This window comes from Actinomyces sp. oral taxon 849 str. F0330, assembly GCF_000239715.1.
Classification (GTDB): Bacteria; Actinomycetota; Actinomycetes; order Actinomycetales; family Actinomycetaceae; genus Actinomyces; species Actinomyces johnsonii.
The window spans coordinates 93,346-116,901 of the sequence record NZ_JH470352.1 but is presented as its reverse complement, the minus strand read 5'-3'; the positions used below and the strand labels follow the sequence as shown (position 1 = coordinate 116,901).

At 70.0% G+C, this 23,556-nt stretch carries 18 protein-coding genes and 1 pseudogene; 12 read left to right on the top strand and 7 right to left on the bottom strand.

The features are described from left to right. Together HMPREF0975_RS07905 and HMPREF0975_RS07900 are read left to right on the top strand one after the other, a co-directional pair. Positions 1-1,679 (top strand): DAK2 domain-containing protein (locus HMPREF0975_RS07905; protein WP_009233624.1); only part of this gene is annotated, 1,679 nt, incomplete at its 5' end. A gap of 192 nt (positions 1,680-1,871) precedes the next feature. After that, a pseudogene (locus HMPREF0975_RS07900) lies at positions 1,872-4,128 on the top strand (ATP-dependent DNA helicase RecG). 10 nt (positions 4,129-4,138) lie between these two features. Here the strand turns inward: HMPREF0975_RS07900 and rsmD are convergent. Together rsmD and HMPREF0975_RS07890 are read right to left on the bottom strand one after the other, a co-directional pair. Further along, positions 4,139-4,699: a 16S rRNA (guanine(966)-N(2))-methyltransferase RsmD gene (gene rsmD / locus HMPREF0975_RS07895; RefSeq protein ID WP_009233621.1), complete on the bottom strand. Its 561-nt coding sequence runs from the start codon at positions 4,697-4,699 to the stop codon at positions 4,139-4,141. 48 nt (positions 4,700-4,747) lie between these two features. Then, positions 4,748-5,416, bottom strand: coding sequence for a class II aldolase/adducin family protein (locus HMPREF0975_RS07890; RefSeq protein ID WP_009233620.1), 669 nt, complete (start codon positions 5,414-5,416; stop codon positions 4,748-4,750). A gap of 207 nt (positions 5,417-5,623) precedes the next feature. Here HMPREF0975_RS07890 and HMPREF0975_RS07885 point away from each other — a divergent pair, with 207 nt between their 5' ends. From HMPREF0975_RS07885 to fucP, 4 genes are all read left to right on the top strand, one after another. Beyond that, positions 5,624-7,399 carry an L-fucose isomerase gene (locus HMPREF0975_RS07885; protein ID WP_009233619.1) on the top strand — a complete coding sequence of 592 codons (1,776 nt, stop codon included), beginning with the start codon at positions 5,624-5,626 and terminating at the stop codon, positions 7,397-7,399. Positions 7,400-7,411: 12 nt separating this feature from the next. Beyond that, a complete protein-coding gene (locus HMPREF0975_RS07880; protein WP_009233618.1) occupies positions 7,412-8,881 on the top strand; it encodes a rhamnulokinase in 1,470 nt (489 codons plus the stop codon). Between the two features lie 64 nt (positions 8,882-8,945). Further along, on the top strand, positions 8,946-9,374 hold the full coding sequence (locus HMPREF0975_RS07875) for an RbsD/FucU family protein (RefSeq protein ID WP_009233617.1): 429 nt from the start codon (positions 8,946-8,948) through the stop codon (positions 9,372-9,374). Next, entirely contained in the window at positions 9,374-10,702 is a 1,329-nt protein-coding gene (fucP, locus tag HMPREF0975_RS07870) for an L-fucose:H+ symporter permease (protein ID WP_009233616.1), read from the top strand. Before HMPREF0975_RS07875 ends, fucP begins: the two co-directional genes overlap by 1 nt. Positions 10,703-10,849: 147 nt before the next feature. On the opposite strand, the gene HMPREF0975_RS07865 is transcribed toward fucP, so the two are convergent. Next, positions 10,850-11,848 (bottom strand): LacI family DNA-binding transcriptional regulator, encoded by a 999-nt coding sequence (locus HMPREF0975_RS07865; RefSeq protein ID WP_009233615.1) that lies wholly within the window; start codon positions 11,846-11,848, stop codon positions 10,850-10,852. Between the two features lie 196 nt (positions 11,849-12,044). Between HMPREF0975_RS07865 and coaD the strand changes: the two genes are divergently transcribed. The 6 genes from coaD to HMPREF0975_RS07835 all read left to right on the top strand — a co-directional run bounded on the left by coaD (position 12,045) and on the right by HMPREF0975_RS07835 (position 16,595). Beyond that, complete coding sequence (gene coaD / locus HMPREF0975_RS07860; RefSeq protein ID WP_009233614.1) at positions 12,045-12,668, top strand: pantetheine-phosphate adenylyltransferase; 624 nt, start codon at positions 12,045-12,047, stop codon at positions 12,666-12,668. After that, positions 12,665-13,216 (top strand): hypothetical protein, encoded by a 552-nt coding sequence (locus HMPREF0975_RS07855; RefSeq protein ID WP_009233613.1) that lies wholly within the window; start codon positions 12,665-12,667, stop codon positions 13,214-13,216. The genes coaD and HMPREF0975_RS07855 overlap by 4 nt, the downstream gene beginning before the upstream one ends. Positions 13,217-13,360: 144 nt before the next feature. After that, entirely contained in the window at positions 13,361-13,969 is a 609-nt protein-coding gene (locus HMPREF0975_RS07850; protein ID WP_009233612.1) for a YceD family protein, read from the top strand. Beyond that, a complete protein-coding gene (rnc, locus tag HMPREF0975_RS07845; protein WP_009233611.1) occupies positions 13,969-14,751 on the top strand; it encodes a ribonuclease III in 783 nt (260 codons plus the stop codon). The genes HMPREF0975_RS07850 and rnc overlap by 1 nt, the downstream gene beginning before the upstream one ends. Further along, the gene (gene mutM / locus HMPREF0975_RS07840; RefSeq protein WP_009233610.1) at positions 14,751-15,908 is read left to right on the top strand and encodes a bifunctional DNA-formamidopyrimidine glycosylase/DNA-(apurinic or apyrimidinic site) lyase; all 1,158 of its coding nucleotides are present in this window, start codon (positions 14,751-14,753) and stop codon (positions 15,906-15,908) included. Before rnc ends, mutM begins: the two co-directional genes overlap by 1 nt. A 33-nt stretch (positions 15,909-15,941) precedes the next feature. Then, entirely contained in the window at positions 15,942-16,595 is a 654-nt protein-coding gene (locus HMPREF0975_RS07835) for a response regulator (protein ID WP_197274137.1), read from the top strand. Between the two features lie 32 nt (positions 16,596-16,627). Here HMPREF0975_RS07835 and HMPREF0975_RS07830 read toward each other — a convergent pair whose 3' ends face one another. From HMPREF0975_RS07830 to cydB, 4 genes are all read right to left on the bottom strand, one after another. After that, positions 16,628-18,742: a GAF domain-containing sensor histidine kinase gene (locus HMPREF0975_RS07830; protein WP_009233608.1), complete on the bottom strand. Its 2,115-nt coding sequence runs from the start codon at positions 18,740-18,742 to the stop codon at positions 16,628-16,630. Between the two features lie 5 nt (positions 18,743-18,747). Continuing rightward, positions 18,748-20,604, bottom strand: a complete 1,857-nt coding sequence (gene cydC, locus HMPREF0975_RS07825; protein ID WP_009233607.1) for a thiol reductant ABC exporter subunit CydC — start codon at positions 20,602-20,604, stop codon at positions 18,748-18,750. Then, positions 20,601-22,340, bottom strand: a complete 1,740-nt coding sequence (gene cydD / locus HMPREF0975_RS07820) for a thiol reductant ABC exporter subunit CydD (RefSeq protein WP_198009157.1) — start codon at positions 22,338-22,340, stop codon at positions 20,601-20,603. The genes cydC and cydD overlap by 4 nt, the downstream gene beginning before the upstream one ends. 62 nt (positions 22,341-22,402) lie before the next feature. Beyond that, on the bottom strand, positions 22,403-23,536 hold the full coding sequence (cydB, locus tag HMPREF0975_RS07815) for a cytochrome d ubiquinol oxidase subunit II (RefSeq protein WP_009233605.1): 1,134 nt from the start codon (positions 23,534-23,536) through the stop codon (positions 22,403-22,405). Between the last annotated feature and the right edge of the window lie 20 nt (positions 23,537-23,556).

Sequence of the window (23,556 nt, the reverse complement as noted above, 5' to 3'; positions counted from 1 at the left end):
GGAACTCCGGCCTCCTGGTCTCCCAGGCCTTGGCCGCCTTCGCCGATGTCTGCGCCGACGCCCCCGACCCTAAGGGTCTGCGCCCCGTCGAGCTCGTGTACGCCTATGAGGCTATGGCGGACACCACCTGGGCCGCGGTCTCCCGCCCGGTGACGGGCACCCTGCTGTCCGTGGCCAGGGATGCCGCCACGTCTGCCCGCGCTGCCCTGGAGGAGGCGACCGCGAGCTCGCCCGCGACCCTGAGCGTCATTGCCGCTGCCGCCGCCTTCGGCTCCCAGGAGTCCGTCGTCGAGACGGCCGGCCTCGGGCACGGCCCGGTGGATGCCGGGGGTGCGGCCTTCATGCTGCTTCTCACCTGCCTGTTAGACACCATCGACTCGGTCCCGGACGCCGGCGGCGGGGCGGATAATGCGCTAGAGCTGCGCCAGGGCCACGAGGACGCCGACGAGCACGCCCCCTACACCGCCGTCGCCCGCCAGATGCTCACCGATCTGGCTGAGGGCGGGGCCCCGCACAGCCTCGGTTCCGAGCCGCTGGGCATGTCCACCGGTGAATTCGAGGTCATGTACCTGCTGGAGGCGACCTCGGTCCAGGCCGGGCAGCTGCGCCGGGACCTGGAGCGCATCGGCGACTCGGTGGGCGTCGTCGGCACTCCGGATGCCCTGGACGTGGGGCTCTACCAGGTCCATGTCCACACCGATACGCCGCGCGCCGCGCTGCCGCACGTGGGCCGAGCCCGTCAGATCTGCATCCACCACCTCCACCCCACGGCCTTGGTGACCTCCACCGACGAGCCCCCGTCCCCGTGGGGGCCGCTCGTATCCGACCCCACGGGCCACGTCGTCTCCTTTGAGCGCCTGGCTGCCCGCAGAGCCGAGCGCAAGGCCAAGTCGGTGCGCATGCACCCCTCCCAGGCGGCCGTCGCCCGACCCGCCCCGGCGGAGACGCCGCGCATCGCCGCGCGCTCACGGCAGGCCGGCGTCGGCGTCATCGCCTGTACACGGGCACCCGGCCTCATCGAGCAGCTTGCCCGCTCCGACGCCGCCGTTGTCCTCAATCCCGACCGGGAGGGGATCGCCCGTGCCGCTGCGGACCTGGGCTCCTCCCAGGTCATCGTGCTGCCCTGTGATGCCGCGTGCACCGAGGCGGCCCATGACGCCGCCCGCTTCCTGGCGGCCCGCTCCGCCGTCTCCACCGTCCGTGCTCCGGCAGGGACCTCACGGAACGCGGGCGCCGCTCGAGAGGCCGCCCGCGCCGGGCTGCAGTCGGGTAGTCAGCCGGAGCGATACGCGGCTGAGGGCATTCAGCTCCTCGTGTGCGACACCGACGACGAGGCCCGGGTCCTGGCCGCTACCGTCTCCCTGGCGGGTAGGAGCGAGGGCGCGGAGCTGGCCGACCTTGCTCGTCGGGCCTGGAGCGCCGCTGCGGGCCTGCGCACCATCGCCCTCAACGGCGCCCAGGCCGACGCCGACGCAGTGGCCCACGCCGTGGCGGCGGCGCTGCGTCCCTCCGATGAGCTCCTCACCGTCATTACGGGGCGCAACGCCGGGCGCGACGTCGGGGCCCTGGCCGCCAGCGCTGCGGTGGGCGCTCGCGGGCAGATGGTCGGTGAGGACGTGGAGGTCGCCGTCCACGCCGGCGGCCAGGAACGCCCCGATGTCCTGATCGCCATCGAATAGCCATTGAGAAACTAGCTCAACGCCGCTGCCCGGCCGCGGAGCCGCTTTGGCCCGTGTGCGAACCGGCTCGGGTCGTGAACGGATCCGAGCGGCCTTCGGCATAGGGTGGGCGTCGTGCCCAGCTCGCCTGATCGTTCGACCCGCGCGCCTCGACCCGGCAGTGCCGATGTCCTCGAGCGACCCGTCACCCGGCTGCTGGGCAAGCGCACCGCCGCTCAGCTCGCCAAGCAGGGAGTGGAGACCGGCGCCGACCTGCTGCGCCTCCTGCCTCGCCGCTACGATACCTGGGGGGAGCTGACCGATATGCGCACGCTCGCCAAGGGCGAGCAGGCAACCATCCAGGCGCAGATCGTGCGGGCCTCCTCCCGCCGCACCCGCTCTGGCCGGGCTCCGGCCATCATGGAGGCCACCGTCACCGACGGCGTCTCGACCATGGACGTCGTCCAGTTCGGCGCGGCGGGCCAGATGCGCGCCCGCGCCACCCGGCTGGCCCCCGGAACCACCGTCCTCATGAGCGGCAAGGTCGGTCTCCACCGTGGACGCAGGCAGCTGTCCAACCCGCGCCTGTACGTCCTCGACGAGCTCGACGAGGCAGAGCGCGATGCTCTGCTGGCCCGGCCCATGCCCATCTACCCGGGCACCGAGGCCCTCCCCTCCTGGTCGGTGGCCAAGGCGGTCAGAACCGTGCTGGACCAGGTGGGGCCGGACGACGTGCCCGACCCGCTGCCCGATGAGCTGCGGCGCTCGTGCGGACTTGTCGACGCCTACACCGCCTACCGGTGGGTGCACCGGCCGGAGGATGCCGACCAGTGGAAGGCCGCCCGGAAGCGCCTGCGTCACGAGGAGGCCCTCATCCTTCAGGTGGCCCTGGCTCAGCGCCGTGCCCTCCATGAGGCCACCCGCACCGCGGTGGCCTGGCCCGAGCCGGAGGCGACCGGCTCCCTGAGAGCTGACCTCGACGCCGCCCTGCCCTACGAGCTCACCGTCGGACAGGTGCGGGTCGGCCGGGAGATCGCCGCCGACCTGGCCCGAGCCGTCCCCATGCAGCGGCTCCTTCAGGGCGACGTGGGCAGCGGCAAGACCCTCGTGGCCCTGCGGGCCATGCTCCAGGTGGTCGGCGCTGGAGGACAGGCGGCCCTGCTGGCCCCCACTGAGGTGCTTGCCGCCCAGCACCACTCCTCCCTGGAGGCGCTGCTCGGCCCCCTGGCCCGCTACGGGATGCTCGACGGCGCCGAGCGCGCCACCCGGGTCCATCTGCTGACCGGCTCCACTCCGGTCGCTCAACGCCGCCGGATCCTGGCCGACCTTGCCGCCGGCGAGCCGGCCATTGTCGTGGGGACCCACGCCCTGCTGTCGGACACGGTGCAGATCCCCTTCCTCGGGCTGGTCGTCGTCGACGAGCAGCACCGCTTCGGCGTCGCCCAGCGCGACGCCCTGCGCGAGCGCGGGGGCGTCACCGACCCGGCCACCGGCCAGCGCCACACCCCCCACCTGCTGGTCATGACCGCCACCCCGATCCCGCGCACCATCGCGATGTACGGTTTTCGGCGACCTGGCCACCTCCGTCCTGGACGAGCTGCCCGCCGGGCGCGTCCCCGTCCCCACCCATCTCGTCCCGTGGTCGCGCACCCCCTGGGTGGAGGGCATCTGGCGGCGCGCCGCCAAGGAGGTCGCCGGAGGCGGGCGCGTCTACGTCGTCTGCCCGCGGATCGAGGCGGGCGACGACGAGCCCGGGCAGGAGGCTGCGATGGTCTCCGACGCCGTCACCGCCGCCGATACCGACCAGAACTCGAGCTTGCCCGAGCTCGAGGAGACCGGTCCGCGACCCGACCGCCCGCCGGCCGCCGTCGAGGAGTGGAGGCTACGCCTGGGGGCCGAGCCGGCCCTGGAGGGCATCGACGTCGGGGTACTCACCGGGCGCATGAGCGGTGAGGACAAGGCAGCCGCCATGGCGGACTTCGCTTCCGGCGCCACCCCCGTTCTGTTGGCCACCACCGTCATCGAGGTCGGGGTGGATGTGCCCGAGGCATCCATGATGGTCGTCCTGGACGCTGACCGCTTCGGCCTGTCACAACTCCACCAGCTGCGCGGACGGGTCGGACGCGGCGGCCGGGAGTCGATCTGCGTGGCGGTCACCGGCGTGGAGGTCGGCTCCACCGCCTTTCACCGCCTCAAGGCCTTCGCCTCCACCATGGACGGGTTCGCCCTGGCCGAGGCCGACCTTGACCTGCGCAGTGAGGGCGACGTCCTGGGAGCCTCGCAGTCGGGGCGAACCTCCGGGCTGGATCTGCTGCGCGTTACCCGCGATGCCCGGCTCATCGCCACCGCCCGGAGCCAGGCGGAGCGGATCGTGGCGGCCGACCCGCAGCTGCGCGAGCACCGGGCCCTGGCCGCGGCGATCGCCGAACGCCTCGACGAGGAGTCCCGGGCCTTCCTCGAAAGAGCGTGACGGGCCGGAGTCAGAGAGGCTCGGCGAACCAGAGCGTTGTCTCGCCGTAGCGCTTGTCCGCGAATCGCCCCAGTCCCTGTGGCCACGCGGGCTCCGGTGAGCGCGTCGAGCGCTCGACGACAACGACAGCGCGAGGGGCCAGCCACGGGTCCTCGCTGCGGGTCAGGGGGATGAGGATCGCGGTGAGCCCCTCCTCGGCCAGCTCGTAGGGCGGATCGATCAGCACCAGGTCCACCGGCGCCCCCGCCGCGCCGGTCAGGAAGGCGGCCGCCTTCGCGGTCACCACCCGCAGCCCGCGCAGACCCAGCGCCCGGATATTGCGTCGGCAGATCTCGGAGGCCGTGCGCGAGGAGTCCACGAGCGTGACGTCGCCGGCCCCCCGGCTCGCCGCCTCCAGGCCCAGGGCTCCTGAGCCCGCGCACAGGTCCAGCACCCGGGCGCCGTCGAGCACCCCGTAGTGCTCCAACCGGGCGAAGAGGGCCTCACGCACCCGCTCGGAGGTGGGGCGCGTCCCGGACCGGGGCACCTCGATCCTGCGCCCACCCACGGTTCCGGCCACGATCCTCGTCATGAGGCAGACCCTACCCGGCCTGCCCCCGCCTCTGTTCCCACGGGGCGCTCAGCCCTCCTCAGCCGGGGCGTGCTGGCCGTAACCGGTGTCCCGGATCTTGCGTGCGACTGCCGCGATCTGCTCGTCGGAGAGGATCTTGGGGCTGGAGACGGCGAGCGTGCGCAGGTAGAGCTCGCAGACCCACTCCAGCTCCTGGGCTAGGACGTAGGTGGCCGCCAGGTCGGGGCCAGTCACCACGGAGCCGTGGTTGCTCATGAGGGCCGCCGTGCGCCCCTCGAGTGCCCGCTCGACGTTGGCCGCCAGCTCGGGGGAGCCGTAGATCGCGTAGTCCGCCACCCGCACGTCGCTGCCGCCGAACATGCAGATGTAGTAATGCACAGCCGGAAGCGCGTTGACGCCCTCGAGGCTGGCAACGGCGGTGGCAGCGTAGGAGTGGGTGTGCACCACCGACATCTGGCCGGTCGCCCGTAGCGCGGTCAGGTGCAGGTCGAGCTCACTGGCGGGCTTGAGAGAACCCTCGAGCTGCTTACCCGTGGCGTAGTCGACCACGGCGACCAGGTCGGGGCGCATGTCCTGGTAGGGCAGCCCCGAAGGAGTGATGGCGACCAGGTCGCCCTCCCTGACGGACAGGTTACCGGCGGTGCCGACGACCAGGCCGTCGTCGGACAGGCGGAAGCAGGCCTCGGTGATCTGCTGACGGGCGTCGTGGAGAAGCATCGTGAGCTCTTTCCTCGGGACGTACCGCAGCGCGCCCCGTTGCGTCTGAAATGGTACCAACGCATCATTTCATGTTTGCGCTCTCATGTCTATGACTGTGACTTTTTGTTTTCATACTTGACACTACCAAATGGTTGGGGCCATGCTTTGTTTGCGCTCACATTCATGTGGGTCCTGGTCATCGTCGCCCAGTGAAAGGAACCTGTCATGCCCACCGCGTCCTACCCCGCCATCGGAATCCGCCCACTCATCGACGGCCGCCGTCGCGGCGTGAGGGAGTCCCTCGAGGACAAGACCGCTCAGCTGGCCAAGGATGTCGCCGATCTCATCTCCTCCCACCTGACCTACCCCGACGGCAGCCCGGTGCGCTGCGTCGTCTCCGAGACCGCGATCGGGGGAGTGGCCGAGGCCAACCGCTGCAAGGAGCAGTTCCGCACCGAGAACGTGTGCGCCGACCTGACCGTCACCGCCTCCTGGAACTACATCACCGAGGTCCTCGACCTCGACCCCTCGATTCCGCACGCCATCTGGGGCTTCAACGGCACCGAGCGCCCCGGGGCCGTGACCCTGGCCGCCGCGGCAGCCGCCTACAACATGCTGGGCATTCCCTGCTTCGGCATCTACGGCCATGACGTCCAGGACGCCGACGACTCCGGCCTGACCGACGACGTCGTCGAAAATATCCTGCGCTACGCGCGCGCAGCGCTGGGGGTCGGCCTCATGAAGGGGCGCAGCTACCTCTCGATCGGGACCGTCTCGATGGGGATCGCGGGCTGTCGCGTCCCCGAGCAGTTCTTCGTCGACTACCTGGGAATGCGCGCCGAGTACATCGACATGATCGAGATCGACCGCCGCATCGCCCACGGCATCTACGACCACAAGGAGTACGAGACCGCCCTGGCCTGGGCCCGCGAGCACCTCACCATCGGGGAGAACCGCAACCCCGAGGCCAACCGCTTCACCCAGGAGGAGTACGACGAGCAGTTCGACTACTGCATCAAGATGCTCCTCATCGGCCGCGACCTCATGGAGGGCAACCCCGCCCTGGCCGAGCTCGGCTTCGTCGAGGAGGCCGACGGGCACGACGCCATCGCGGCGGGCTTCCAGGGGCAGCGCCAATGGACGGACTACAAGCCCAACGGCGACATCCTCGAGACCTTCCTCAACACCACCTTCGACTGGAACGGCAAGCGGCCCGAGAAGGTCTTCGCCACGGAGGGCGACGCCGGCAACGCCGTCGCCATGCTCTTCAACTCCGTCCTGACCCACCGTCCCCAGCTCTTCAGCGACGTGCGCACCTATTGGAGCCCCGAGGCCGTTGAGCGGGTCACCGGATACAAGCTCGAGGGACGCGCCGAGAACGGGTTCATCGACCTGCGCAACTCCGGGGCGACGACCCTCAATGCCACTGGCGAGGAGAAGGACGCCGAGGGTAACCCGATCATCAAACACTGGTGGGAGATCACCGAGGCGGACATCGAGGCGGATCTGAAGGCCTCCACCTTCCACGCCGCCACCCGCGAGTACTTCCCCGGAGGCGGCTTCTCCACGCACTTCACCACCGCCGGCGGCATGCCGGTCACCGCGACCCGCCTCAACTTCGTGGCCGGTCAGGGGCCCGTCCTCCAGATCTCCGAGGGCTGGACCGTGGAGCTGCCCGACGACGTACGCGACCAGATCGTCTACCGTACCGACCCGACTTGGCCGACGACCTTCTTCGTCCCGCGCCTGACCGGCGAGGGCGCCTTCACCTCCGTCTACGACTGGATGGCCAACTGGGGCGCCAACCACACGGCCACGGGCTACGGACACTTCGGCGCCGACCTCATCACCCTGGCCTCGATGCTGCGCATCCCCGTTTACATGCACAATGTCGAGCGCGAGAGGATCCTTCGCCCCAAGGCCTGGGTGCCCTTCGGTACCGCTGAGCCCGAGAGCGCCGACTTCAGGGCCTGCGCCACCTTCGGTCCCCTCTACCGCTGAAGGACCGACGCCATGACGAGCACCGACGAGCACCACGCGCTCGCGCTCGATCTCGGATCCAGCTCCGTGAGAGCGGTTCTGGGAAGCTACCGTCAGGGAGTCATCAGCACTGAGGAGGTCTTCCGGCTCCGCCATCAGGCGGTGGATGACCACGGCACCCTCACCTGGGACCTCGAGCGCATCATGGACGGTGCTCGTCGGAGCATCGTCGAGGCGACTGAGCGTTTGGGGCGTCTTCCCGACAGTATCGGCATCGACGCCTGGGGAGTTGACTACGGCCTGCTCGACGTCCGGGGAGAACTGCTGCGCGCTCCCCGGGCCTACCGCGACGGGCGCATGGCCCGGTGGGCCGCGGACCTGGACCGGGCCATCTCCCCGGAGGCGGCCTGGCGGGAGACCGGCATTCTGTCCCAGCAGATCAACACGGTCTACCAGCTTTACGCGGACCTGAGGCAGGAGCCGGACCTCGTTGACCGGGTCGACCGCTTCCTGCCGCTGCCCGACTTGGTGGCGCACCTGCTCGGTGCCCCGGCCGAAGCGGGGCGGGCGATCGCCTCGACCACCGGGCTCGCCTCCCCAGGGGCGAGGCACTGGGCGCCTCGGGTCCTCGAGGCCACTGGGATTCCCGAGCGGTGGATGCCCCCGCTCGTCGACGACGCCACAGTGGCCGGGACGACGCCGGAGGGGATCACCATCGTGCGCCCCGGTGGACACGACACCGCCTGCGCCGTCCACGCGCTCGGGCTGAGGGGTGACGAGACTCGCCTGTTCATCTCCTCGGGGTCCTGGAGCCTCATCGGCGCCGTCGTTCCCCATCCGGTCCTGGACGAGGCGGCGCTGCGGGCAGGGCTGACCAACGAGGTCCGCACCGACGGCGGTATCAGACTCCTGCGCAACCTCACCGGCTTCTGGCTGCTCCAGGAGTGCCAGCGCTCCTGGGACGAGCCCGACACTGGTGCGCTGGTCAAGGCAGCCGGGGAGCGCGCTTCCCTCGGGGTTGTGATCGACCCCGACGACGAGCTCTTCGCTGCTCCCGGCGACATGCCGGCCAAGATCGCTCGCTGGTGCCGCGTCCACTACGCGGTGGAGCCCGAGGGACCGGCGCAGACGGTCCGGCTCATTCTCGAGTCGCTTGCCTGCGCGCACGCCTCCTACGCCCAGGGGCTGCAGGACGTCGTCGGTGACCTGCTGGACCCGGCTTCGCCGATCCATCTGGTGGGAGGGGGAGCGCGCAACAGCCTCCTTCCGGCGATGACGGCGGCGGCCTGCAACCGACGCGTCGTCGTGGGCACGCCGGAGGCCAGCGCTCTGGGCAACATCCTCGCCCAGCTCGAGGCCACCGGCGTCGTCGAGTCGGCTTCGCGCGGCGAGGTACTGCGCCGCAGCGTCCGCCTGGTCGACGTCGAGCCCTCCGACTCCATCGTGGACCCCAGCGCCTTGGACGCCATGCGGGAGCGGCTGCTCAACGCCACCACCGGCTGACCAATGGCCTCATCGACTGAAACTGATCATCAATCCGAACACCCACCTCACGAAAGGAGCAATGATGCTCCGCAACATTCCCGCCAACCTGTCACCCGACCTCGTCAAGATCCTGCTCGAGATGGGCCATGGGGATGAGATCCTCCTGGCCGATGCCAACTTCCCCGGACACCACCTCCACCCCAACACGGTGCGAGCAGATGGCCTGGGTATCCCCGACCTGCTCACATCCATCCTCACCCTCATGCCTCTGGATCGGTACAGCAGCTACCAGGTGGCCCTCATGGAGACCGTGGGCGACGACCCTCGGCCTCCGGTGTGGGACGTCTACGAGCAGATCTGGAACGAGGCGGAGAAAGACGCCGGTCCTGTGAGCGCCAAGACGATTGAACGCATGGCCTTCTACGACTACACCCCGAGCGTCTACGCCGTCGTCCTGACTGGGGAGACCGCTCTGTACGGGAACCTCATCCTCAAGAAGGGCGTACTGTGATGACTGCGGTCCAAGACTCCGTGGCTGAGGCGGACCCTGTCCAGAAGGCTCAATCCAACCGAGGGTTCATCTACCCCGGCATGGTGCTGCCCTTCTGCCTGCTGGTCTCCTGCTTCGCCGCCTGGGGCCTGGCCGGGAACATGACGGATCCCCTGGTCAAGGTGTTCCGCTCCGTGTTCTCCATGACAAACCTGCAGTCCTCACTGGTGCAGTCGGCTTACTACGGTGCCTACTTCTGTCTGGCGATCCCTGCAGCCTTCATCAACAGTCGCCTGGGTTACAAGGGCGGCGTCCTGATCGGACTGGTACTGGCGGGAACCGGCGGGCTTCTGTTCATCCCCGCGGCTTACGTCATGACCTACTCGGTATTCCTGACAGCCCTGTTCACCCTGGCCGCCGGCCTGTCCATTCTGGAGACCAGTGCCAACCCGTTCGTGATGTCCATGGGGCCGGAGCACAACGCCACACGGCGTCTCAACTTCGCGCAGGCTTTCAACCCCATCGGTTCCAACCTCGGGGTGCTGCTGGCCGCCCTGTTGATCCTGCCCAAGGTGAACCCGGCCACCGCCGAGCAACGTGCGGCCATGAGCCATGAGGCTCTGCTGGCCACCCAGAGCTCTGAGCTCAAGGCCGTGATGGGCCCCTATGTCGCCCTCGGACTCCTCTACATCCTGCTGGCCGTCATGATCGGCCGGGTCAAGGTAGCGGAGCGACCGGTGGAGTCCGCGGCGGGTGAGAGCGGTGGGCCGGGCAGGCTCATGCGTCTGCTTCACAACAAACGCTACAGCTTCGGAGTGGTGGCGCAGTACTTCAACGTGTCCGCTCAGACCTGCATCTGGACCTACACCCTGCACTACGTCACCAGTGCCTTGGGCGTCTCGGATAAAGTAGCCGGCTACTGGCTTCAGGCCAGTCTGATCGTTTTTCTGGTCTTCCGTTTCCTCATGGTGGGTCTTATGGGCCGGTACGACTCGCGCAAGCTGCTTCTGGTCATGTGCTCCCTCGGGGTTGCGCTCTCCCTGTTCGCCATGGTGAGTGTGAATATCCTGGGGGTGCTCGCCATCATTTCCCTGTCCGCGTGCATCTCCCTGCTGTTTCCCACCATCTACGGAGAGGCCCTGATGGGGTTGGGGGAGGACACCAAGTATGGGGCCGCAGGCCTGGTCATGGCCATCATCGGCGGAGCCACCATGCCCCTGGTGCAAAGCGCCATCATGGACCACACATCGCCTGCGGTGTCCTACATCACGGTTGCCGGGTGCTTCCTGGTGGTGGCCGCCTACGGACTCTACACACTGCGCTCGCCAAGGCCCATCAGTGCGGCCTGAAGGCGCTCTAGAGGACTCCATTGTCATCGTTGTCTCCTCCCACGTACCACGTGGGAGGAGACAACGATGAAGGGCTCAGTGAGTCCGCTCGGCGAAGTACTCGGCTCGTCGCGTCCCCCGAATCTGACAGTCTTTCGCAACGGGCCCCTAGGACTTGGCTGTTGACGACCTGACGACTAGCCGCGGCTCCAGGGAGACGTTGTGAGGAGGGGCGCCCTTGACGAGCTCGTCGGACAGGCTCAGCGCAGCTCGTCCCAAGGCGTCGAAGTCCTGCGTGATACTCGACAACGACGGAGTGGCCCAACGCGCCAGAGGGATGTCGTCGAAGCCGATGACGGCGACGTCGTCGGGGATCGTCACGCCGGCGGCGAGGAGCTCGTGACACAGTCCCAGGGCGATATCGTCGTTACCGGCAAAGATGGCATCTGGCAGGCTGCTATCGAGCAGGCGCCGAGCAACTCTGGCCCCGGCTTCGCCTGTCCAGTCGTCTGTCCCCACCCAGCGGCCGGGAACCCCTGCCTCGGAACAAGCTGACTGATAGGCGGCAAGGCGCTCGGAGGCGTCCTGCCACGTCAGGTCCCCGGTGACGTGGAGCGGGCGCGTGCGTCCCTGAGCGAGAAGGTGCTCCGTCGCCAACCTGGCTCCCAGCGCCTGGTTGATGGAGACGGTTGACAGTGTGGAGAACTCGTGCTGACCGGAGATGATGGCAACGACGGGGCCCCTGTGGCGTTGAGACGACAGGATAGCGAGGACATCGGCGCGCTGGGCGAGGACAACGGTGGTGGCCACGCGATGGCCGTGCAGGTGAGCGAGTGCTTGTCTCACAGATTCTGAGTCGCTGCCGTCGGCGGTGGCAAGGACGAAGGTGCCACCACGCTCACGAACAGCCCGGGCAATCGCGGAGAAGGTGGAGGCCATGCCGTGCGACAGCCCGGCGGTCAACAGAATTCCCACAGCGCCGGAGGATCCTGAGGCCAGTGAACGGGCGGCGAGATTCGGCTCGTAACCCAGCGCTCGGACGGCGGCCAACACCTTCTGACGCGTCTCGGGGCGGACCGACGGGTGGTTGTTGAGCACGCGGGAGACGGTCTGAGATGAGACTCCGACCGCGTCAGCCACGTCACTGAGGGTCACGCGTGTGGGCACAAGAAGAATATAGCAGCGCCTGTGCGCCGCTCCCGGATGCTTGCGGACGGCGGGCTCGGGACATGATGCGCTGCTGCAGAACGCGAAAGCGGGTGCATGCGGGGGAGATGCTCTCTGTCGGCCTGCGCCGGTCCTGAAGGAGACCGACGCGGCGCGCGTCCCGCACGGCGACACGCCCAGCCAGTAGCGTGACCGCATGAGCCTGGCCGTCTACCCCGGAAGCTTCGACCCCCTCACCCTGGGGCACGTCGACATCGCCGCCCGCGCGACCACGCTCTTCGACGTCGTCGTCATCGGGATCGCCCACAACGCGGCCAAGGCGGGGCACTACCTGCTCGACGCCGAGGAGCGCTTGGCCCTGGCCAGGGCCTCCACCTCCCACCTGCCCGGTGTGGAAGCGGACATCGTCCCCGGGCTCCTGGCCGACTACTGCCGTGGGCGCGGTGCGAACGCCATCATCAAGGGGCTGCGCAACGGCGGCGATCTGGACGCCGAGGCGCCCATGGCGCTGCTCAATCGGGACTTGGGTGCGCCTGAGACGGTGTTCCTGACCGCGTCGCCCATCCACGCCCACATCTCCTCCTCCCTCGTCAAGGATGTCGCCGGCTACGGCCGCGATGTCTCCGCCCTCGTTCCGCCCGCCGTCCGCCGCGCTCTGGAGGAGCGCCTTGCCGCCGAAGCGCTCCGGCCCGACCGCGGGGATGCCCGGCAGCCGGAGCGGCAGTACGACCGGCGCAGCGGTGCCCCAGGCCCCGTCTTACCCGGAACCCAGCCAGGCCGCTTCGTCGGCGCCGACCACACACGAGAGGACCTACCGTGACGACCAGCCGCGATGCCGGAGACGACCTGCTGCACATCCTCGATGAGCTCGATGAGCTCATCGCCAATGCCCGCTCCATGCCGATGAGCGCGTCCGTGATCGTGAACCGGGAGGCCGCTCAGCACCTCATCGAGCGCGCCCGCCACGCGGTTCCGAGCGCCGTCCACCGCGCCGAGAAGATCGTCGCCGACGCCGACGCCGTTCTGGCCGAGGGGCGCGCCGAGTCCGAGAGGCTCGTCCAGTACGCCCAGGAGGAGTCCGAGCGCCTGGTGGCGGGCGAGAACATCGTGCGCATGGCTAATGACCGGGCTGACAGCATCGTGGCCGCGGCCGAGGACAAGGCCGCCTCCCTGCGTCATGGGGCCGACGAGTACTCCGACCGGGCACTGGCCTCCCTGGAGACCGAGATCGCCAAGATCGCTGAGCAGATCCGCGCCGGCCGCGAGGTACTGGCCGACCGTCTGGGCGGCGGCGCCGACCAGTCGGTGGAGGTTCAGGAGCCCGTTCGACGCCGCTCCGGCTGGTCCGTGGATCCCTCGGCCCGCTGAACCTGCAGTGCGGTGGCCTCGGGGTACGCTCGCGCCAGGCACCTCAACCATCATCCCGCCCACCACCGGCTTACCGCCGTGGACATCACGGTCCACTGCGGCCACCCTTGGAGAGGGCGGGGTCAACATTCTGTGGAGGAACCCATGTCAGGACTCGTCGTCGACATCGTCGACCTGCCCCGCGCCACCGGCTCGGTCAAGAACCTGCAGATCCGCACCCCCGCCCCCGCCGACCTGGGCACCGAGGTCATCGGCGTGCCCGAGGGCAGCGAGCTCGCCCTCGACGTCACTCTGACCTCCATGGACGACGGAGTCCTGGCCCACGCAGACGCCGATCTTCACATCCACGGCGAGTGCGTACGCTGCCTGCGCGATCTCGACGAGGACCGCACCGTCAGGATCGACGAGCTCTACCTCTTCCCCGAGGCCATCGAGGCCCAGCGGGCCGAGGGCGATGAGGAGGCGGACGACCTCCTGTCCGTCGGGGAGACCACGCTCGACCTCGAGCCCGCCCTGCGCGACGCCGTGGTCCCCGCACTTCCGTTCCAACCCCTGTGCCGCCCCGACTGCCCCGGGCTGTGCTCCGAGTGCGGCCAGCGCCTCGAGGACCTGCCCGCCGACCACCACCACGAGGTCCTCGACCCGCGCTGGTCCGCTCTGGCCGGCTTGCTGAGCACCGGGACCGACCTAGAGGACAGCGGCGAAGACGGTGAGAAAGACCTACAGGACGGTAGTCAGGAGGACCGGTCCTGATGGCCAAACGCCGCAGCGCCCCGCCCGCGCGCACCGACACCGAGGCGCTCGTCTACCGCTGGGGTCCCAGTATCGACGCCGAGCTCCTCGACCTGGCCCTGACCCACCGCTCCTACGCCCACGAGAACGGTGGCCTGCCCACCAACGAGCGCCTGGAGTTCCTGGGTGACTCCGTCCTGGGGATCATCGTCACCGAGCATCTCTACCGCACCCACCCGGACGTCCCCGAGGGCCAGCTCGCCAAGATGCGTGCGGCCACGGTTTCCGAGCCGGCACTGGCCGCCGTCGCCCGTGATCTGGGGCTGGGGGAGTTCATCAAGCTCGGCAAGGGGGAGGCGCTCTCAGGCGGACGCGACAAGGACTCCATCCTGTCCGATACGGTCGAGGCCCTCATCGGCGCCACCTATCTCACCCACGGCCTGGAGCAGACCCGCACGGTCGTCACCCGGCTCGTCTCCCGCTTTCTGGATTTGGCCCGTACCCGCGGCGCGGGACTGGACTGGAAGACGAGCCTCCAGGAGCTCACCGCCGCCCACCAGCTCGGCAACCCCGCATATGAGGTCACCGGCACCGGCCCCGACCATCAGCGGGTCTTCACTGCCAGTGCCATCGTCGACGGAGAGGTCATGGGACAGGGCACGGGCAGCTCGAAGAAGATCGCCGAGCACGACGCCGCCGAGGCCGCCTACGCCGCCATCCTGGCCGCCCGGGGCGACGGCGGACTCGACCTGCCCGGCGTCAATGAGGCCCTGCGCGCCGACCTGCGCACCCAGCAGAGCTGATGCCCGAGCTGCCCGAGGTCGAGGTGGTGCGCGCCGGGCTCGCCCGGCACGTGGCCGGACGCACCGTCATCCGCGTCGAGGTTCTTGACCCGCGACCCCTGCGCCGTCAGGACGGGGGAGTGCAGGCCTTCGTCGACCAGCTCACCGGACGCACCATGACCGCGGCCGTGAGGCGCGGTAAGTTCTTGTGGCTGCCCCTGGACGATGGACGGGCCCTGTCCGCCCATCTGGGCATGAGCGGTCAGCTCCTCGTGCGCGGCGGCGCCTCCGGGGGAGCCAGCTCCGCGTCCGGCTCGGAGTCGAGGGCCGCAGCCTTCCTGGCCGCCCCGGACGCGCAGACCGGCGGACGCCCGGTGGACCTGAGCGCCACCGAGCAGCCCCGCTACGTGCGGGACCTCTCGGCATCCCCGCGCCACCTGCGTGTACGGCTCCATCTGAGCGCCTGCCCGAGCGCCGACGTCGGCGGTGCCGACACGGAGCGGAGCTCGCATGAGGAGACGGTCCTCGACCTGGTCGATCAGCGCATGCTGGGCGGCCTTCGCGTCGTCGACCTCGTCCCCACCGTCGACGGCGCCCCCGGCGGCATGGGCAGTTCCGAGCCACTGCTGCCGGCCGACGCCGCCCACATCGCCCGCGACCTGCTCGACCCCGCTCTGGAGCGCACCGGCCCTACCGGGGTGGTGAAACGGATACGGGCCTCCAAGCGCGCCATCAAGACCCTCCTGCTCGACCAGGGGCTCGTCTCCGGCATCGGCAACATCTACGCCGACGAGGGCCTGTGGGAGGCCGGGGTGCACGGGCTGCGCTCTGGGGCGGCCCTCGGCCCCCGGGTCGTGGCCCGGATCCTCCAGTCCACCGCGGAGGTCATGACTCGGGCACTGGACGTCGGTGGCACGAGCTTCGACGCCCTCTACGTCGATGTCGAGGGGGCCTCAGGATTCTTCGCCCGCGAGCTGAGGGCCTACGGGCGCCAGGGACGGGACTGTCGGCGCTGTGGGACCACCATGCTCCGCGAGACCCTGGGAGGGCGCTCCCACACCTACTGCCCCCGCTGCCAGATCCGGCCGCGGCCGCCGCGCCGAGGAAACGCCCGGCGCACACCGGCCGTGTGCTGCGGACCCCACGAGAACGGCGCCATGAGGCGGCAGTCCGTGTGACGTAGGTCCCCGCATCCTGGTAATGTCATGAGCATGTCACACACCTCCTCCTCGGAGATCGTCCGCGTCATGATCGTGGACGACCACGAGATCGTCCGCCGCGGCATCGCCGAGATCATTGACCGGGCCGACGGGCTCGACGTCGTCGCTGAGGCGGGCTCCCGGGCGGAGGCGGTGCGTCGGGCCGAGCTGGTTCGCCCCGACGTCATCCTCGTGGACCTCCAGCTGCCCGACGGGACCGGTATCGAGCTCATGCAGGAGCTGCGCGAATCGGTGCCTCAGGCCCTGCCGGTCGTGCTGACCTCGTTCGACGACGACGAGGCGCTGGCCGAGGCCCTGGCCGCCGGTGCCCGCGCCTATCTGCTCAAGACCGTTCACGGCGCCGAGATCAGCGATGTCGTACGGGCCGTCGCCTCCGGCCGCGTCCTGCTCGACGAGCGCACCGTCACGCGCCGCCGGGCCGACCACGACGATCCCACCGCCGACCTGACCAATGCCGAGCGCAAGGTGCTCGACCTCATCGGCGACGGCCTGTCCAACCGGGAGATCGGTGAGCGCCTCGGGGTCGCCGAGAAGACGGTCAAGAACCACATCACCTCCCTGCTGGCCAAGATGGGCCTGCAGCGGCGCACCCAGGTCGCCGCCTGGGTCGCCGGCCAGCGCGCCTCGGGCTGGCGCAACGGCTGACCGGCTCATCCTCCCGCGGCTCCGCAGCAGGCTCAGTGCAGCCGGCCGCCCTTGCCCAACGGCACCCGCCAGGTGAAGCAGGTGCCGCGGCGCTCGCCGTCGGAGCGGGCCCGCGGACCGATGACGAAGCTCCCGCCGTGACGGCGGGCCCGCTCGGCCATATTGGCCGTTCCCGAGCGGCGCGTCACGGATGGGTTCACCCCGACGCCGTCGTCGCGGCAGACGATCTCCACCACCGGGCTTCCCCGAAAGGGCTCGGCGTCGCCCGAGGCGTGGCCCTCGTCGTCCCCCGGTCCGCAGCAGCGCTCCGAGCCGGGCAGCACCCCTTCGATCTTGACGTCCACCGTCACCGAAGAGGCGTGGGCGTGGCGGGCCACGTTGCTCAGGCCCTCGCGCACGACGGCCACCATGTCGTCGGCGATGTCCGGGCCCACGACGGCGTCGACCGAGGTGATGAGCCGGTCCTCCTCGTCGCGATCCACTTGGGCCAGGCCCCGGCCGTCGACGCTCAACAGGAGCGAGGGGGCGTAGCCCAGGGCGTTGCGGGCCAGGGAGGCCTCTCGCCGCAGTCGCTCGACGACTCCGACTTCCTCGTCGCGGTCGCGCAGGGAGCGCACGATGGAGCGGATCTGCCCCACGGAGTCATCGACCGCCTCCAGCGCAGTGCTCAGGACGGAGCACACCGTGTCCAGATCCGCATCGGCGCAGGCCTGCTCATCGCCGTCCCGGGCGGCGGCCAGCCGCTCCCGGGCAGCCGAGAGCTGCATGCCGGTGGCGAAGAGCTGCTGGATGGCCAGGTCATGCAGGTCCCGGCCGATCCGGGCCCGCTCGTCCAGGAGCGTGGCCATCTCCTCGGCGTGCTGGGCGTCGGCCAGCTCGAAGGCCATGGTGGCCTGGCCCGCCACGAGCTCGGCGATCTCCAGGTCCTGGGCAGTGAACGGGGCGGCTCCGGGGGAGCGCAGTAGCAGCATGACGCCCACGCCCCGCCCCCGGTGGATCATCGGGGCGTAGAGGGCTGGTCCGAAGCGGGCCAGCTGGGACACCAGGAGATCGTCGTCGTGCCAGGCCTTCTCCAGGGAGGCCACGACGAGACCCGTCTGGCGGGCCAGCGCGGTCAGTGCCCGCCCCTCGGGTGGGAAGAAGGTGCCGACCAGCTCCCCGGCGTGCTCGCCGTCGGCGATCTCGCAGATCCAGCGCTCTCCGATGCTGGGCAGGATGAGGGCGGCGGTGTCGGCGTGGGCGACCTGGCGGACCCGGTGGGCGATGAGTGTCAGGGCGTCGTCCTCCTCGGCGCCGGAGAGCAGCAGCGTCGTCAACTCCTGGGAGACGGCCATCCACTGCTCGCGATCGCGGGCCTCGCGGTACAGGCGGGCGTTCTCCACGGCCACCGCGGCGGCCTGCGCCAGAGTCAGGACGGCGTCAGCGTCGGAACGTGTGAAGCCCCCGGGCTTGTCGCACAGGTAGAGATGCCCGTAGACCTGGCCGTGCAGACGCAACGGGGCTGAGAGCAGACTGCCGGTCTCCTCGTCCTCGATGGCGCCGGTGAAGGCTGAGGCCCGTCCCAGGTCGTTGTCGATGACCAGACCGGTGCCCTCGAGCCCATCGAGCAGGGCATCTTCGCAAGTGCCGGAAGCGGCGGCGCCGGCAGGGGCGCTTGCCATCTGGGCGAGTTCATCGAGGGTCGCCGTGGGCACCCCGCTGCACAGACCGGTGCCCGAGCCCTCGGGAGAGGCTCCGGCGTCGATGGTATCGATGGCATCGATGTCCATGTCAGCGTGGCTGAGAACGGCGATGGTGCCCCAGGATGCGCCCGTAATGGAGCAGGCCGACTCCACCAGGCGGCGCAGTGCGTCGGGAACGCGCAGGGAGCCGGTCAGCTTCAGGGCCGCCTGGATGAGGGCGACGGTGGTCTCGCCCAGACTCGGCTGGAGGACGGAGGCCTGCCGACCTCGGGTGGAGAGGAGCTGGTCGGCGTGGACGGCGTAGGCCAGGCGTCCCGCCGGGGCGGCCTCGGAGGACGGTGCCGCCGTCTCATCGGCCTCCCGGGCGGGCTCGGGGGACTCCTGGAGGTCGTCCCCGGGCACACCGGGAAACCGGGAGTCCTGCGGGAGAGCGCCTACTGGGTGCTGCGGGTGGTGTGTGGTCATCGTGCTCAGCTCGTCCGGCTCGCATGCTGCCTGTCCTGATCCTCCTGGGAGAGCGACCACCGGTAGGCCTCGGAGACGTCCTGGAGGCCGCGGTGACTGCCCCTGTGCAGGATAGTCGCCGGCGCCTGCTCCGCGTTCGTCTGCGGTGGGCGTCCCATGACCAGGACCTCGTCGGCATGGGCCAGCGAGCTGAGGCGATGGGTGACCAGGAGCGTGCCGCGGCCCTGGCGGGCCCCCACCGTCAGCAGGTCGGCCACGAGCCGGTCCGCGGTGGTGGCGTCGAGGTGCTCGCCGGGCTCGTCCAGGAGCATCAGCGGGGCGGGGGCAGCCAGCGCCCGCGCCAGGAGCAGTCGACGCCGCTCGCCGCCTGACAGCGTTGCGGCGTCTGTGCCGACGACGGTCTCCACGCCGTCGGGCAGCGCCTCGAGCCAGTCCCCGAGCCCGGCTTGATCCAGCAGCTGCCTCGCCTCGGCGGGAGTGACGTCCCCGCGTGCCACGCGCAGGTTCTCCAGAACGTTCGTGTGGAAGACGTGCGCGTCCTCGGCGGTCAGGCAGACCCGGGCCGCCGCCTGTGAGCGGGCGACCTGCCACGGCGGGACTCCGTCGAGCGTGAGCGTGCCGCCCCGGGGCTCCAGCAGCCCCGCCAGTGTGGCCAGCAGGGTCGACTTCCCGATTCCCGACGGCCCCACGATCGCCACCCGGCTGCCGACCCTCAGGTCCAGGTCGATACCCTCGGCCACCACCGGCCCGCCCGGCCAGCCCACCGACAGGTTCCTCGCCCGCAGGCGCGGACCGTGCGCCGACGGCGTTGGCAGCTTCCGGGCGTCGGGACAGACTGCGGCGCCGGCACTGGCACTCGTCTCGGCAGTCTCGATGAGCTCCACGATCCGGCAGGCGGCGCCGGCCGATCGCACCAGCTGTACGCTGGCCGGTCCGAGCGCGGAGATGGCTTCGAAGGCGGCCAGCGGCACCAGGACGATCACCGCCAACCACACCGGAGCCAGCCGCCCGGCGGCCACGGCGCCCACCCCTATCACCAGATTGCCCACGACCGCCATCCCCATGGCTGCCACGTCCAGTGCCGCGGCGATCGCCGCGGGGACTGCGGCCCGATCGCGCAGATGGACCAGGTTCTCCTCCCGGGAGGCGACCTGGTGCATGGAGTCCGCCAGACGCCCGCAGACCATCAACTCCGGTGCTCCCTCCAGCACCGCGAGTACCTCGGCGGACAGCTCGGTGGCCTGCCGCTGACGGGCCTGCTCGGCCATCCGCGCGGAGCGGATCGTGGCCAGCGGCGCCCCCAGCCCGGACAGCAGCAGACAGGTCGCCAGGATGAGGCCGGCCGGCCAGTACACCAGTCCGACCCCGACACTGGTGGCTGCGCCTAGGACCGCCGCGACCGTCGCGGGCAGGTAGGCGCGCACCACGAGATCCCCGACCGCGTCAATGTCGCTCCCCACCCGCGCCAGGACGTCGCCGCGGCGCAGCCCCGCAACAGTGTCCGTGCGGGCCGCTGCCAGTGCCTCGTAGAGGCGGGTGCGCAGAGCGCCCATGCCTCTCAGGGCGGTGTCGTGGGAGACGAGCCGTTCGCAGTAGCGCAGGACCGAGCGCGAGACGCCGAAGAGACGCACCGCCACCGGAGCCACCCCCAGTGCGACGACGTCGGGCATCTGAGAGGCCCGGGCGATGAGCCAGGCCGCCACCCCGGACAGGGCCACGGCCGAGGCCATCCCCGCGGTTCCGGCGAGCACGGCCAGCATGAAGCGCGAGCTGTCCACATTCAGCAGGCCCACGGCCCGGCGCAGCGCCCGGCGCTCGCGGGGGGATAGAACGGGGGAGAGGACTCTGGCCACAGGGCTCACCGGATCTCCTCCCGCAATGCGGCTGGCTCTACTGGCTCGGCCGGCTCTGCTTGCTCTGGCTGCATCGGCCTGCTCTCCACCACAACGGCCTGCTCGGCCAGGGCGATGAGCGCCGGACGGTGAGCAATGACCACCACTGTTCGCCCCGAGGCGTGTAGCGCGCGCACTGCGGTGAGAACATGCGCCTCGCTGGCGGCGTCGAGGTGCGCAGTCGGCTCATCCATCACTACCAGCGGCGCCGTCGAGTACAGGGCCCTCGTCAGTGCCAGCCGCTGGCGCTGCCCGACCGACAACCCCGCACCGCCACTGCCGACAGTGGTCTCCCATCCCTGTGGAAGTGTTGCCACCACCTCATCGAAACCGGTGGCCCGGGCCGCTTCCGCAAGCTCATCGGGTACGCCGTCGCCAACGGAGGCGCCAGGTGCCACGTTGTCCAGGACCGTGCCCGGGGTAATCGTGGGACGCTGGGGGACCCAGGCGATCTGCTCCCACCAGGTGGCCGGATCGATCTCGCTGAGGTCGACGGCGCCGCCCTGCGGGGCATGGCCGGAGTCCGGCACGATCCGAATGTGACCGCGGTCGGCGGGCATCAGGCCGAGAAGGATCTGCGTTGCCGTCGTTTTGCCCGCACCCGATTGCCCTATCAGGGCCACGAGGCCGCCGGGCCGGATCGTGGCGCTCAGACCCGCAGGGGCCCACGTGCCACGGGCGGCCACGGATACGGCATCGAGCTCGATCCCGGCCGTGCGCAGGTCGGGGGCCGGCAGGGTGCCGCGCTTAGGGACGGGCGTCTCAAGAACCTCGAAGACGGACTCGGCGGCGGCCACCCCGTTGGCCGAGGCGTGGAACTGGAAGCCCACCTGCCGCAGTGGCTGGTACACCTCCGGCGCCACCATGAGCACGAGCAGGCCGGTGAATAGGTCCAGGCGTCCGGCCACCAGCCGGAACCCGATCTCGACGGCGATGATCGCCACCGACAGCGTCGTGATGAACTCCAGGACCGCCCCCGACAGGAAGGCGATCCGCAAGGTCGACATGGTGGTGCGCCGATAGGCACCCCCCAGGGAGCGCACCCGCTCGGCCGGCCCCCGCTCGCGCCCCAGCGCCTTGAGGGTGGGTAGCCCAGAGATGAGGTCGAGCACCTGGTCTCCCAGGACCCGCATGGTCTCCAGCCGTTCGTGGGACACCGATTGGGTCATCCGACCGATGAGGATCATGAAGATCGGGATAAGAGGCAGAGTGCACACCACGGCCACCGCGGCCGGCCAGTCCTGGGCGATGAGAACCAGCACCGTGGCCGGTGTGACCGTGGCCGCCAGTACCAGCTGGGGCAGGTACCGGGTGAAGTAGGGCTCCAGGTCGTCCAGTCCACGGGTCACCAGGGTGGCGGTTTCGGCGCCGTGCAGCGCCTGCCACCGGGGTCCCAATCGGGCGGCGTGCTCCAGGACCAGGCGGCGCAGCTCGACGATCGTCCCCGTGGCGGAGCGGTGGGCGTGAGCCTCCTGAAGGAGGACCACCAGCGCCCGGGCCACCACAACTGCGCCCAGAGCCATCACCAGCCCCCTGGCCGATGTGGGACTAGCTCCCTCGGAAGTGACTCGGGAGACCGCGCCCGAGATGAGGAATGCCTGCGCCACCACCAGCACGGCGGTCACCATGCCGGTCACGGCCGTGGCGGCTATGTATCGGCGGGCCGAGCGTGCGTAGCGCATCAGCCGGGGGTCGAGGGGCTTCACCCGCCCAAGGATAGGGGAGTAGGTCCAAAGGCCCGGAACCCCTGGCCGATGTGAGCGACTGTTCAGTACCCGAAATGCGCCTCTGGCTGGGCGGAGTCGCGCACCAGTGTGGGGTGCAGTCCGCCCTGGTCGGGGTTGATGCTCTCCACGCTGATGCGGGAGGCGAACACCTTGTAGCTCCAGATCGTGTAGGCCAGGACCCCGGGGACGAACACGGCCGCGGCGACGGTCATGATGAGCAGCGTCGTGTCGGCGCTCGCGGCCTGCTGGATCGTCAGCGAGTAGGCCGGGTCCACCGAGGAGCGCATGACATTGGGGACCATCGCCGCGAAGATGAAGACGGCGGCGAAGGCGATCCCCACGAAGTGCAGGGCGAAGGCACGTCCCTGACTGCCGGTGCGGCCGGCCAGCAGCGAGCCGATGAGCCCGGCTGCGGCGATGGCCAGCGGGATCCAGGACAGGGCACTGCCGGAGTAGGCCAACTGCGCCCACAGCGCCCATGCGGCGGTGACGGCGGTGGCCACCGGAGCCAGCCTGCGGGACAGACCCAGCGCCCGCTGCGAGAGCTCGTCGGTGGTCTTGAGGGCTACGAAGAGCGCGCCGTGGTTGAGGAAGAGCAGGCAGGTGACGACGCCCCCCAGCAAAGTGAAGGGAGTCACCATGGTCGGCAGCCCCCCGGTGATCTGGTGGGCGGCGCCGGCTACGAGCGAGTCCGCCGGAACCTGCTCGGCCGGCACAACGGCGCCGTTGGAGATCTGGACGACCTCGATATGCATTCCCTGAACCAGGTTCGCGAAGGCCACGCCCCATAGGATGGAGGGAATCCAAGCGCTGATCGTGTGGACCCAGTCCCAGCGGTCGCGCCAGGTCTGGGAGTTGACCTTGGGCCGCCACTCGATGGCGCACACGCGCACGATGAGGCACAGCAGGATGATGAACAGGACGATGTACGCCCCGGAGAACAGGGTGGAGTACCACTCCGGGAAGGCCGCGAAGGTGGCCCCGCCTGCGGTGAGCAGCCAGACCTCGTTACCGTCCCAGTGAGGGCCGATAGTGGCCAGTGTCGCGCGCCGCTCCCGCTCATCGCGCCCCAGGATCTTCAGCAGCATTCCGACGCCGAAGTCGAAGCCCTCCAGGGTGAGGTAGCCGATCCACAGGACGGCGATGAGAATGAACCAGAGGATGCTCAGTGTCATGGGTGTCTTCCTTCCTCGGC